Source organism: Streptomyces sp. KMM 9044, from assembly GCF_024701375.2.
Lineage (GTDB): Bacteria > Actinomycetota > Actinomycetes > Streptomycetales > Streptomycetaceae > Streptomyces.
Genome location: NZ_CP113910.1, coordinates 1,706,531 through 1,718,325, shown reverse-complemented (window position 1 = coordinate 1,718,325; position 11,795 = coordinate 1,706,531). Strand labels below are relative to the sequence as shown.

The 11,795-nt window shown below is 70.1% G+C and carries 8 protein-coding genes; 7 read left to right on the top strand and 1 reads right to left on the bottom strand.

The features are described 5' to 3' along the window. The first annotated feature begins 132 nt into the window (after window positions 1-132). From HUV60_RS07760 to HUV60_RS07740, 5 genes are all read left to right on the top strand, one after another. Window positions 133-891 (top strand): NUDIX hydrolase, encoded by a 759-nt coding sequence (locus HUV60_RS07760; RefSeq protein WP_257848109.1) that lies wholly within the window; start codon window positions 133-135, stop codon window positions 889-891. Between the two features lie 200 nt (window positions 892-1,091). Continuing rightward, on the top strand, window positions 1,092-2,966 hold the full coding sequence (locus tag HUV60_RS07755) for an ABC transporter ATP-binding protein (protein WP_257848110.1): 1,875 nt from the start codon (window positions 1,092-1,094) through the stop codon (window positions 2,964-2,966). A gap of 163 nt (window positions 2,967-3,129) precedes the next feature. Then, window positions 3,130-4,014 (top strand): FadR/GntR family transcriptional regulator, encoded by an 885-nt coding sequence (locus HUV60_RS07750; protein WP_257848111.1) that lies wholly within the window; start codon window positions 3,130-3,132, stop codon window positions 4,012-4,014. A 427-nt stretch (window positions 4,015-4,441) separates the two neighbouring features. After that, window positions 4,442-5,968 (top strand): RNA polymerase sigma factor, encoded by a 1,527-nt coding sequence (locus HUV60_RS07745; RefSeq protein WP_257848112.1) that lies wholly within the window; start codon window positions 4,442-4,444, stop codon window positions 5,966-5,968. Between the two features lie 359 nt (window positions 5,969-6,327). Next, window positions 6,328-7,191 (top strand): S1 family peptidase, encoded by an 864-nt coding sequence (locus HUV60_RS07740; protein WP_257848113.1) that lies wholly within the window; start codon window positions 6,328-6,330, stop codon window positions 7,189-7,191. 224 nt (window positions 7,192-7,415) lie between these two features. On the opposite strand, the gene HUV60_RS07735 is transcribed toward HUV60_RS07740, so the two are convergent. After that, window positions 7,416-7,646 carry a DUF7455 domain-containing protein gene (locus tag HUV60_RS07735; RefSeq protein WP_257848114.1) on the bottom strand — a complete coding sequence of 77 codons (231 nt, stop codon included), beginning with the start codon at window positions 7,644-7,646 and terminating at the stop codon, window positions 7,416-7,418. A gap of 443 nt (window positions 7,647-8,089) precedes the next feature. On the opposite strand from HUV60_RS07735, the gene HUV60_RS07730 reads away from it, so the two are divergent. Both HUV60_RS07730 and HUV60_RS07725 read left to right on the top strand, forming a co-directional pair. Further along, on the top strand, window positions 8,090-10,213 hold the full coding sequence (locus HUV60_RS07730) for a DNA gyrase/topoisomerase IV subunit B (protein WP_257848115.1): 2,124 nt from the start codon (window positions 8,090-8,092) through the stop codon (window positions 10,211-10,213). A 64-nt stretch (window positions 10,214-10,277) separates the two neighbouring features. Further along, a complete protein-coding gene (locus HUV60_RS07725; protein ID WP_443047504.1) occupies window positions 10,278-11,771 on the top strand; it encodes a solute symporter family protein in 1,494 nt (497 codons plus the stop codon). Window positions 11,772-11,795: the final 24 nt, after the last annotated feature.

Below are 11,795 nucleotides of genomic sequence, written 5' to 3'. Positions count from 1 at the left end.
CCGGAGCCCGTCCCGCAGGTGAGTTGACCGTCGTCCGCCCGTGGCGGGGCAGTACCGGACCGAAGCCGATCGGCTGTCGACGGCGTCGGCGAGGGGAGTGTTTATCGTCAGGCAGACGACTATGATCGCCGCATGTCCTACGATCCGTCAGCCTTTCCGCCCTTTGCCGTCACCGTGGACCTGGTCGTGCTGACTGTGCGCCGCCACGTGCTGTGTGCGCTGGCGGTACGCAGGGGGGAACCGCCGTTTCAGGGACGCTGGGCGCTTCCCGGCGGATTCGTCCGGGCCGACGAGGACCTGGCGCAGGCGGCGGCACGTGAGCTGGCGGAGGAAACCGGGCTGCGCGTGCACGACCCCGGCGTCCCCGCCCAGGCCGGCGGTGCGCACCTGGAGCAGCTCGCCACCTACGGTGATCCCAAGCGCGACCCCCGGATGCGGGTCGTCAGCGTCGCACACCTCGTCCTCGCCCCCGACCTGCCCGCCCCCCGGGCGGGCGGCGACGCCAGCAACGCACGCTGGGCCCGGGTCGGGGAGCTGCTGCAACAGGCGGGCTATGGCAGGGACGGCGAGCCGGTGGCGCCGCTCGTCTTCGACCACGCGCAGATCCTGGCGGACGGGGTGGAGCGAGCCCGCTCCAAGATCGAGTACTCGTCGCTGGCCACGGCCTTCTGTCCGCCCGAGTTCACCGTCGGCGAGCTGCGCCGTGTCTACGAGGCCGTGTGGGGTGTGGCCTTGGACCCGCGCAACTTCCACCGCAAGGTGACGGGCACACCGGGCTTTCTCGTGCCGACGGGTGGCACGACCACCCGGCAGGGCGGCCGTCCCGCCCAGCTCTTCAGGGCCGGCGGAGCCACCCTGCTCAATCCGCCGATGCTGCGCCCCGAGGTGTGACCGCATCGGACCGAGCGGCCTGGACGTCGGGAGCGGGTGGGGACGGGTGGGGACGGGTGGGAGAGCGGAGACGACTGCAGGGGCATCCGGCCCCGGACGGGGGCGGGTCGTGGACACGGGCCCCGCGCGGCTGAATTCCCCGTGGCCGGCAGGCCTTGCGGTGCCCGAAAAATCCGATATGGCGCGCTATCTTGCTTCGGGTGATCCAGGCCATCGGACTGACCAGCAGCCCGCGCAAAGAGCTTCCGCCCGCTGTCGACGACGTGTCCTTCGACGCGCACGCAGGTCGCGTCACGATGCTGCTCGGAGCACCGGGCGTGGGCAAGACGACGACTCTCAGACTCATGCTCGAACTCCAACCGGGCCGCGGCATCACCTACTTCAGAGGCCGTCCACTGCACCGCATCGCCCACCCGTCCCGCGAAGTCGGCGTACTGCTGGGTGAGGTGCCCGGCCACCCCGCACGCACCGTGCGCGGACACATCCGCATGCTGTGCGCCGCGGCGGGGGTTCCGGTGCGGCGCGGGGACGAAGTCCTGGAAGCCGTCGGGCTCGTGAGCCTGCGGGAGGAACGCCTCGGCGCCCTCTCGCGGGGCATGGACCGACGCCTCGGGCTCGCCTGCGCACTCTTGGCGGATCCGCACACCCTCGTGCTCGACGAACCCGCGCGCGGACTGTCCGCCGGCGAGAGCCGCTGGCTGCACGGCATGCTCCGGGCCTACGCGGACCAGGGCGGCACCGTTTTGAGCACAACGGCCGACCCCAAGGAGGCGGCGCGCACCGCGGACCGTGTGGTCACCCTCGATCAGGGCCGACTCGTGGCCGATCAGCCGGCCGCGGACTTCTCGCGTACCCGGCTGCGTCCCCGCGTCGCCGTCCGCACCCCGCACGCCGCCCGGCTCTCCGCGCTGCTCACCAAGGAGGCCCGGACCGCCCGGCGTTCCGTGGAGGTGGCCGAGGACGGCGGCAACCGCATCTCCGTCTACGGCAGTACCTGCGCGGACGTCGGTGAGACCGCCTTTCGGCACGGTATCGTCGTCCACCGACTCGCGGACGAGATCGGGGACATGGGGCCGGGTGCGGGTACCCCGTCCCACGCCGGAAAGCCGGTTGCCCCGGACGGTGAAGCGTCGTCCACCGCGCCGCCGGCCCCCGCCGCCGTTCCTGATGCCGCGCATCCCGGCGGCTTCGCCGACTTTCCACCCGACGGCCCTCCACCCTCGGGCCTCCGCGCCGGAGGTGAGGTCCGGGTGCCGGAGTCCGGGTCCACGGCGGGGCTGCCGCCTCCCATCTCCGTCCGCCCCGCCCTCCGTCCCCTCCGTCCGCTGCTCTACGAGATTCGCCGGGCCACCGGCATCGGGACCGGGTTCCTCGTCGGGGTGGCCGTGCTCGTGGTGTCAGCGCTCACCGCCGTACTGCTGGCACGGATCGGGCACACCCCGCAGCCGCGCCTGCTGGCCGCGTGGCCCAGGGAACTGCCTCTGCCGCCCGCAGCACTAGGGGCGGGGCTGCTCGGGGCGCTGGCCTTCGGCGACGAGTTCCGTCACCCCGCCCTGGCGGCGGGCCGGGGCGGCGTGCCCCGGCGGCTGGGACTGCTGACCGCCAAACTCCTCGTCGCCTCGGTCTCCGCCCTCGTGCTGGCCGTCCTGACGATCGGGTGCGATGCCGAACTGCTCTACCTCGTCTACGGGCGGGAGCTCGTCGAGATCCCGCCCGACGGGCTTTCGCTCGGCGCGAGTTGGCTCGGACTCGTGATCGGGTGTGCGTGGGCGGGCGTGCTGGCCGCGGGGGTTTTCCGGTCCACCGCCGCCGGTCTTGCCGCGGTCCTCGCCGTACCCCTCCTCATCGTGCCCCTCATGCGCAGGCTGCTGGAGGAGACGTCGGTGCGGACCGGGGCCGGGGCGCCTTTGCGGATGCGTGAGGTGTCCCTGCCCCACTGGCCCTTCGGGGGCGAACGGTATCTGGAGGGGGCGCTGCGGTTGATCGCCCAACCGGTGGGCGGGGCACTGGCGTTGTCCCTCGCGGTGCTGCTCTGCGCGTATCTGCTCGCCTTTTTCCGGAGCAGGGTCCGATGACGATCGGGCGCGCCCCGATCGGTTCCTCCATGCCTGCAACTCCCCCGAGGGAGCCCGCTTCTTTCCGATAAGGCGTCAATTGCGACAGGGTGAGCGATCACCCTTTCGTGTGCTTTTCACCAAACTCCTCAAGGGAGTTGGGAGCCACGCCGACAAAAGATGCGTGAGTACCCTTGCGCACACCATGACGACCACCGCCCGCTCCGCAGACTCCGGCCTCACGGGTCCGGGCGAACTCGACCGCTACCCCTACGCCGACGCGCTCGTCGGCGGCCGTGCCGGGGCCCCTGTCTGGGGCACCGATTCCGAGCTGGGCCGCCCGGGGCGACGCAGCGCGGGCAGCCGCGGCCGCGGGCTGCACGGCCAGCTCGTCCAGCAGCTGGGTCAGATGATCGTTTCGGGGGATCTGGGCGCCGACCGCCCTCTGGTCCCCGAGGAGATCGGCCAGCGCTTCGAGGTCTCCCGCACCGTCGTCCGTGAGTCGCTCCGTGTCCTGGAGGCCAAGGGCCTGGTCAGTGCCCGGCCCAATGTCGGCACGCGGGTGCGCCCGGTCAGCGACTGGAACCTTCTCGACCCGGACATCATCGAGTGGCGGGCCTTCGGGCCGCAGCGCGACGACCAGCGCCGCGAGCTCAGCGAGCTGCGCTGGACGATCGAGCCACTGGCCGCCCGGCTCGCCGCCGGGCACGGGCGCGAGGACGTCCAGCAGCGCCTGTCCGACATGGTGGAGATCATGGGCCACGCCATGGGGCAGGGGGACGCGCTGACCTTCGCCCGCGCCGACGCCGAGTTCCATTCGCTGCTGATCCAGGTCGCCGGCAACCGCATGCTGGAGCACCTCTCCGGGATCGTGTCCGCCGCGCTGCAGGTCTCGGGCGGCCCGGTCGCGGGTTGTGAGCGGCCGAACGAGGCGTCGCTCGGGCATCACGGTCGGATCGTCGACGCGCTCGCCGGCGGTGACGGCGCGGCGGCCGAGGCGGCCATGCGCCAGTTGCTGACGGTCCACCCCGAGGTCGAGCGAGTGGTGCCCGCCCCGCGCGAACGCTGACCGCCTTCCGTGAGCGGCCCGGCCCGGTCTGCCGCCCCCTCCTGTGGCAACGCCCGACCGGTGGGCCGCCCGCTGTAGGGCCCCGCGCGATCACCTTCGATCGCGCGGGGCCCTACAGCGATGAAGGGGCCGTAAGGTCCGGCATGGTGTCGCCGTCACCCCCGAGTGACCCTCTTTGTCCCGATCTGATCGATTCTGGGCGCTTACGAGGTGTGACTCGGGCCACGCGGATTGGGCGTAACGCTCCTGGAAAGAACGCGATGACCTAAGAGGTGGCAGTCGCGGAGGGAACACGGACGCCGTTCACGGCGCTGTTGCATCTCCCGGCCCCCGCCCGCATCGTCGGCCCATCCCCGAGCCGGCGGTCGGCTCCTGTCCCTCGTGGACGGGGCCGGAAGTCGTTTTTCAACGTCCCGAGAGGTTGTTCGTGTCGGCCAGCACATCCCGTACGCTCCCGCCGGAGATCGCCGAATCCGTCTCTGTCATGGCGCTCATCGAGCGGGGAAAGGCTGAGGGGCAGATCGCCGGCGATGACGTGCGTCGGGCCTTCGAAGCTGACCAGATTCCGGCCACTCAGTGGAAGAACGTACTGCGCAGCCTCAACCAGATCCTCGAGGAAGAGGGTGTGACGCTGATGGTCAGTGCCGCAGAGCCCAAGCGCACCCGAAAGAGCGTCGCAGCGAAGAGTCCCGCCAAGCGCACGGCGACCAAGACGGTCGCGGCGAAGGCGACGACCCCGCGGAAGGCCAGTGCCGCCATGCCGGCCGCGCCCGACGCGGACGCCATCGCCGAGGAGGAGTCGCCTGTCAAGAAGGCGGCTGCCAAGAAGACCACCGCGAAGAAGGCGCCCGCCAAGAAGGCGGCGGTGAAGAAGACGGTCGCCAAGAAGACCGCGGCCAAGAAGGACGAGGCCGAGGCGACCGACGAGGAGGCCGTCGAGGAGGTCAAGGCGACGGACGAGCCGGAGGGTACGGAGAACGCCGGTTTCGTCCTCTCCGACGAGGACGAGGACGACGCGCCCGCCCAGCAGGTCGCCGCCGCCGGTGCCACCGCCGATCCGGTCAAGGACTACCTCAAGCAGATCGGTAAGGTGCCCCTGCTCAACGCCGAGCAGGAGGTCGAGCTCGCCAAGCGGATCGAAGCCGGTCTGTTCGCCGAGGACAAGCTGGCCAACTCCGACAAGCTGGCGCCGAAGCTCAAGCGCGAGCTGGAGATCATCGCAGAGGACGGGCGTCGCGCCAAGAACCACCTCCTGGAGGCCAACCTCCGCCTGGTGGTCTCCCTGGCCAAGCGCTACACAGGCCGCGGCATGCTTTTCCTGGACCTCATCCAGGAGGGAAACCTCGGTCTGATCCGCGCGGTGGAGAAGTTCGACTACACCAAGGGCTACAAGTTCTCCACCTACGCCACCTGGTGGATCCGTCAGGCGATCACCCGCGCGATGGCCGACCAGGCCCGCACCATCCGTATCCCGGTGCACATGGTCGAGGTCATCAACAAGCTCGCGCGTGTGCAACGCCAGATGCTCCAGGATCTGGGCCGCGAGCCCACCCCGGAGGAGCTGGCCAAGGAACTCGACATGACCCCGGAAAAGGTCATCGAGGTTCAGAAGTACGGTCGCGAGCCCATCTCCCTGCATACTCCGCTGGGCGAGGACGGCGACAGCGAGTTCGGTGACCTCATCGAGGACTCCGAGGCCGTCGTCCCGGCGGACGCGGTCAGCTTCACGCTTCTGCAGGAGCAGCTGCACTCCGTCCTGGACACCCTGTCCGAGCGCGAGGCGGGCGTCGTCTCCATGCGCTTCGGTCTCACCGACGGTCAGCCGAAGACCCTCGACGAGATCGGCAAGGTGTACGGCGTCACGCGCGAGCGGATCCGCCAGATCGAGTCCAAGACCATGTCGAAGCTGCGCCACCCCTCGCGCTCCCAGGTCCTGCGCGACTACCTCGACTAGGACAGACAGCGAGCACGGCGGCGAGCACGACAGCCCCACAAGGCCGACCACAGGCCCGGTCCCGTTCGCGGGACCGGGCCTGTGGTCTTTGTGGTCCTGGGCGACTCTGTTGCTCCATTGCGGAGAGTGACGCCGGCCCGTGGACGGGGCGCAGGGAACGGGCCTCGCGAGGAGGCGGTCCGGCCCCGGCCGGCCCCTCCCGGATGCGGTGCGTGACCCTCCCCCGAATTGAGCAACGGAGTCCTGGGCCCGTCCGGCATGGTCCGCCGGACGGGCCCAGGTGCTGATCCGCGGGTGCGGCGCGGGACGAGGTGGATCACTCTGTGTTTCCCATCGATGTCCCAGTGTGAGGAGAGAGTATGTGTCGTCGCCTGGCCCGGGTTCTGGTCCGGCCGCTGGTCCTTGCCGCCGCCGCGGCCGCGATGCCCCTGGCAGCGGCTGCTCCGGCGGTCGCGGACCGCATCGTCGTCGGCGGTTTCCCGGTCGATGCGGCCCAGAGCCCGTGGACCGTGGCGCTGTCCAGCCGTGACCGCTTCGGGGGTACCCGGGCGGGACAGTTCTGCGGGGGTGTGGCCGTCGGCCGGACCACCGTGCTCACCGCTGCCCACTGTATGGACAAAGAGGTCCTGGGGGCGCGTCCGGACCGGGTGCCCGACCTCAGAGTGATCTCGGGCCGTACGGACCTGCTCTCGGAGCAGGGCGAGGAGACAGCGGTGCGTGAGGCCTGGGTGAACCCGGGATACGACCCGGTCAGCAACTCCGGCGACTTCGCCGTGCTCACCCTGGCCTCACCGCTGCCCTCCGGCTCGGTGATCGGCATGGCCGGCGCGGGCGATCCCGGATACTGGGCCGACACCCCGGCGACCGTCTACGGCTGGGGGGACACCACGGGCTTCGGGACCTACGCCGGCAGCCTTCACGCGGCACGGGTGCGCGTGCTGCGCGACACCGTGTGCGAGGCCGCGTACCCGGGCGGAGCCGAGGGCACGTACCGCGCAGGGACGATGCTGTGCGCCGGTGAGCAGGCCGGCGGGCCGGACGCCTGCCAGGGGGACAGCGGCGGACCGCTGGTGGCCGAGGGGAGGCTGATCGGCCTGGTGTCCTGGGGCAGCGGATGCGGCTGGGCGGACTCTCCCGGGGTCTACACGCGTGTGTCCGAGGTCATGCGGGCGCTCGACGGGCCTCGGGCCCGCCAGGCCGGAAAGGCGCCCGACGGTGCCTGACGGGCCCTGGGCGGGTCTCCCGGGCCCTCATCCCGGCGCCCCGTGGCTTCCGGGACGCCAGAGCTCCTGGGGGAGCGGGAGCGCGCGAGACGACGAGAACGAGTGCACGAGAACGAACGCACGAGAAAAGGGCGGCTGTCTCCGCAGGGGAGGCAGCCGCCCTTCTCGCCCGCCTGTGCCGGGTTGGCTCGTCGTCGTACGCGAGGTGTCAGAGAGTCACCGTGTCAGCGCTCTTCCTCGATGGCGGGGGCCGACGGCGAGGTCAGCCGCTCGCTCTCGTCCTGTATCTCGGCGGCGATCTTCTTGAGTTCCGGCTCGAACTTGCGGCCGTGGTGGGCGCAGAAGAGCAGTTCTCCGCCGCTCAGCAGGACGACGCGCAGGTATGCCTGGGCGCCGCAGCGGTCGCAGCGATCGGCGGCCGTCAGTGGGCTCGCGGGGGTCAGAACAGTAGTCACGTCGCCTCTTCTCTAGCTCGACGAGCTGTCGTACCAGGGTCAACATCCAACCAGCCCCAAAACGTTCCCGCTCGTGGCTCCTCTTCGAAAAAATCTTTCCGAGGTGGCTGGGTGCTGCCGGTTGGCGGCGAATGTGCCGTATCGCGTGTCTCTGTGTCGTACGGATTCGCGTGGTATGGGTGGTGGTCGGCCCTCCCGGCTGGGTTGCCGGTTGTTCTTGAGGACGTGCCCGGAGCCTAAATGGTTCATGCCTGGAAGGGAACGTGATGTGTGCTTCACTCCGTCGAGAGATCGAACAGATATACGGCTCTCGACTAGTCTAGATTTCGGACGAGGGTGGCGTGACAACGGCTCTACCAGGCCTCGGTACCCTCTCACCGGTGACAAGTGACGTGCCCTTACCCATGAGGGCCCCATCTGAAATTCAGCGAGGAGCGAACCGCGTGACCGCCGAGACGTCCGTGCCGTCCACAGCGCTGCTGGCAGGAGCAGACCGGGACGGTTCCAACTACACCGCGCGGCACCTGCTCGTCCTCGAGGGGCTCGAGGCCGTGCGGAAGCGCCCCGGGATGTACATCGGGTCGACCGACAGCCGCGGTCTGATGCACTGCCTCTGGGAGATCATCGACAACTCGGTGGACGAGGCCCTCGGGGGCCACTGCGACCACATCGATGTGATCCTCCATGACGACGGCTCGGTGGAGGTCCGGGACAACGGCCGGGGCATCCCGGTCGACGTGGAACCCAAGACCGGCCTCTCGGGTGTTGAGGTCGTCATGACCAAGCTGCACGCCGGCGGCAAGTTCGGCGGCGGTTCGTACGCCGCCTCCGGCGGCCTGCACGGCGTCGGCGCGTCCGTGGTCAACGCGCTCTCCGCGCGGCTGGACGTCGAGGTGGACCGCGGTGGGCACACCCACGCGATCAGCTTCCGCCGCGGTGTTCCCGGCGCCTTCGCCGCCCTGGGGCCGGACGCGAAGTTCGAGGCCGGGAGCGGGCTGCGCAGGACGAAGAAGATCCCGAAGGCCCGCAGCGGCACGCGCGTGCGCTACTGGGCCGACCGCCAGATCTTCCTCAAGGACGCCAAGCCGGCCCTGGAGACCCTGCACCAGCGCGCCCGCCAGACCGCGTTCCTGGTGCCCGGCCTGACCATCGTCGTCCGCGACGAACTCGGGCTCGGTGACGGCGGCAGCAAGGGCGAGGAGTCCTTCCGCTTCGACGGAGGCATCAGCGAGTTCTGCGAGTTCCTGGCCACCGACAAGGCCGTCTGCAACACCCTCCGCTTCACTGGGCAGGGCACCTTCAAGGAGACGGTCCCGGTCCTGGACGAGCGCGGCCAGATGACCCCCACCGAGGTGACCCGAGAGCTCGGCGTCGACGTCGCGATGCGCTGGGGAACCGGCTACGACACGACCCTCCGGTCGTTCGTCAACATCATCGCCACCCCCAAGGGGGGTACCCATGTCGCCGGCTTCGAGCAGGCCGTCGCCAAGACGGTGAACGAGGTGCTGCGTACGAAGAAGATGCTGCGGGTGGCCGAGGACGACGTCGTCAAGGACGACGCCTTGGAGGGCCTCACAGCGGTCGTCACCGTCCGCCTGTCCGAGCCGCAGTTCGAGGGCCAGACCAAGGAGGTCCTCGGCACCTCGGCGGCCCGACGCATCGTGAACACCGTGATCTCCCGGGAGCTCAAGGCCTTCCTGACCTCCACCAAACGCGACGACGCCCCGCAGGCCCGTGTGGTCCTGGAGAAAGCGGTCGCCGCGGCCCGTACGCGCATCGCCGCCCGTCAGCACAAGGATGCCCAGCGCCGCAAGACGGCCCTGGAGTCCTCCTCGCTGCCGGCCAAGCTCGCCGACTGCCGCAGCGACGACGTCGAGCGCAGCGAGTTGTTCATCGTCGAGGGAGACTCCGCGCTCGGCACGGCGAAGCTCGCCCGGAACTCCGAGTTCCAGGCGCTGCTGCCGATCCGGGGCAAGATCCTCAACGTTCAGAAGTCGTCCGTGACGGACATGCTGAAGAACGCGGAGTGCGGGGCGATCATCCAGGTCATAGGGGCCGGATCCGGGCGGACGTTCGATATCGACGCGGCGCGTTACGGCAAGATCATCATGATGACCGACGCCGATGTGGACGGTTCCCACATCCGCACCCTGCTCCTGACGCTGTTCCACCGCTACATGCGGCCCATGGTCGAGTCCGGCCGGGTGTTCGCCGCGGTGCCGCCGCTGCACCGCGTCGAGCTCGTCCAGCCCAGGAGGGGCCAGGACAAGTACGTGTACACGTACTCGGACCGTGAGCTGCGCGACAGACTGATGGACTTCGAGACCAGGAACATCCGCTACAAGGACTCGATCCAGCGCTACAAGGGCCTCGGTGAGATGGACGCCGACCAACTGGCCGAGACGACCATGGACCCACGCCACCGCACCCTGCGCCGGATCAACCTCACCGACCTGGAGGCCGCCGAGCAGGTCTTCGATCTGCTCATGGGCAACGACGTCGCCCCGCGCAAGGAGTTCATCTCCAACTCGGCGGCGACACTGGACCGGTCGCGCATCGACGCGTAGGGGGTCCAGCGGTCACCTGATGGGGTGAAGCAGAACGGGAAGAAGAGCCGGGGGTCCACCCGTTCTGTTCATCCTTGGGCATGCGCCAAAGAGACGACCGCCCCCACTCGGGCGGAGGCGGTCCCGAGAGTCCCGCCGGACATGCCGAAAGACGCTCCGTGGCATCTCCGGGCTGATCGCCCTTTTCGGCTACGACGGGATGCTGTACTCGGTGGGCTTCCTGGTGACCTGGCTCGTGGTACTGCTCCTGGTCGCGGAACTGGTGTGCAACTGCGGCCGGTTCACCCTCGCCGACGTGGTGGCGGCCCGGATGAGGGAACGGCCCGTGCGTATCGCCGCGGGAACGTCGTCGGTCACCGTGTCCGTCCTGTACCTGGTGGCGCAGATGGCGGGCGCGGGCAGCCTGGTCGCGCTGCTGCCCGGCAGCCGGAGCGAGGCGGCGCAGGCCTGGACCGTCGTCGGCGTCGGGGCACTCATGGTGATCTACGTGTCGATGGGAGGGATGCGGGCCACCACCTGGATCCAGATCGTCAAGGCGGTCCTGCTGCTCGGTGGCACCGTCGCGCTGACCGTTCTCGTCCTGCTGCGGTTCCACGGCGACCTCAACCGGATGTTGCTCACGGCGGCCGAGCGCAGCGGTCACGGGGAGGCCTTCCTGGCCCCCGGGCTCGCCTACGGCGGGGACTGGACCTCCCGGTTCGACTTCATGAGCCTGGGACTCGCGCTGGTGCTGGGCACGGCCGGGCTGCCGCACATCCTGTCCCGCTTCCACACCGTCCCGACCGCGCGGGCGGCCCGGCGTTCGGTCATCTGGCCGATCGGACTGATCGGCGGGTTCTACCTGATGACGATCGTGCTCGGCTTCGGTGCCGCGGCCATCGTCGGACCGGATGCCGTACGCGGGTCCAACACGGCCGGGAACACGGCGGTTCCGCTGCTGGCGCTCGACCTCGGCGGCGGCGCCGGCTCCACCGGCGGGACGGTGCTGTTCGCGGTCGTCGCCGCGACAGCCTTCGCCACGATCCTCGCCGTCGTCGCCGGGATCACGCTCGCCTCGTCGGCGTCCGTCGCCCACGACCTGTACGCGTCCCTGCGGCGCCGCGACAGGAAACCGCGCAGCGAGGTGGCCGTGGCCCGGGCGGCCGCGCTCGGCATCGGCGTGCTCGCGATCGCGCTCGGCCTGCTGGCCCGCGATCTCAACGTCGCCTTCCTCGTCGGGCTGGCCTTCGCCGTGGCCGCTTCCGCCAACCTGCCCGTGCTGCTCTACTCACTGTTCTGGCGCGGATTCACCACCAGGGGCGCCGTGTGGGCCGTCTACGGCGGGCTGATCCCGGCGATGGCGCTGGTCCTGCTCTCCCCGGTGGTCTCCGGCAGCCCGGCATCCCTGTTTCCCGGCGTCGACTTCCACCTCTTCCCGCTCCAGAACCCCGGCCTGGTCTCCATCCCGCTCGGTTTCCTCGCCGGTTGGCTCGGCACGGTGACCTCGGCCGAGACCCCGGACGAGGCCAAGCACGCGGAGGCCGAGGTGCGGTCGCTGACGGGCGCGGGGGCGGTGTGACGCGAGCACGTGTGGCGGGGGCCT